Origin of the sequence: Azospirillum sp. B506, from assembly GCF_000333595.1 — a bacterium.
GTDB lineage: Bacteria > Pseudomonadota > Alphaproteobacteria > Azospirillales > Azospirillaceae > Azospirillum.
The window spans coordinates 1-890 of record NZ_BADK01000835.1; the positions used below are offsets into that span (position 1 = coordinate 1).

Below are 890 nucleotides of genomic sequence, written 5' to 3' on the forward strand. Positions count from 1 at the left end.
ATGCGATCGAGATAGGCCGTAATGAACTGCGTGGAAGACGGCGTCAGGTGACTGGCAGAGGAACGATGGGCATAATGACCACCATACAGGAAAGCGGGTTCAAGAACGGAAGACAGCTGAGCATGCCCACAGCTTCGGCACATCATAAGTGCCTGGTCGTGCCCATGCGGCTTTTCCGCCTCCCGCTCACTTACAAAAATGCCAGTCAAGGGAAGATTCGGCAAATCAAATGCCGTATGCAGGGCATGACCGCAAGCACCACATGTGGACAGATTTGCTACTTTGATGTTCTCTTCCATTTTCATCCCTTTACCTTTGGCCGCGCAGGGTTCACCACGGTCGGGGTGATCGCTGCCCGCCGGATGAAAGCGGGATGCTCTCCGAAGGCGCGCCGCAGCGACCGGTCGGGACTCTCGAAGAAGCTGGTCACCAGCATCTCGGGCGGGTTGAGGACGAAGCGTTCCAGGTCGTAGCCGGTCCAGCCCGACCGCCCTTCGGCGGTCGCCTGGTTGGTGAGACCGGTCGCCGCCATCACCGCGTCGACGAAGGTTCCGGCGGCGGCACTGCCACCACCGGGACGCAGATAAAGCGCCGGGCGGCCGGCACCGGCATCCTCCGCCCGCACCGCGGCCAGCCGCCGGCGGACCGCATCGTTCAGGACCCTGCCGCGCTCGGGATGGCCCAGGGCCTCGGCGACCGTCGCCGTCACCGTCTCGATGTCCTCGAACCGCTCGACCAGCGGGATGCGGACCACCCGCACGCCGAACCGCTCCAGCAGTTCCACGGTCTTGTGGTCGCTCCGCCATTGGCGAGAACCACCTCGACACCGAGCGACAGGTAAGCCTCGGCACTGGGCCGGAACTGCCGGTGGGCCGACCGCCTCGTCGGCC

General features: G+C 64.5%; 2 protein-coding genes. Both read right to left on the reverse strand.

Annotated features, from left to right (window positions below):
- Positions 1-299: hypothetical protein (locus I71_RS36485; protein ID WP_199902262.1), on the reverse strand; the 299-nt coding region annotated here is incomplete at its 3' end.
- A 2-nt stretch (positions 300-301) separates the two neighbouring features.
- Positions 302-784: an ABC transporter substrate-binding protein gene (locus I71_RS26070; protein WP_049976339.1), complete on the reverse strand. Its 483-nt coding sequence runs from the start codon at positions 782-784 to the stop codon at positions 302-304.
- Between the last annotated feature and the right edge of the window lie 106 nt (positions 785-890).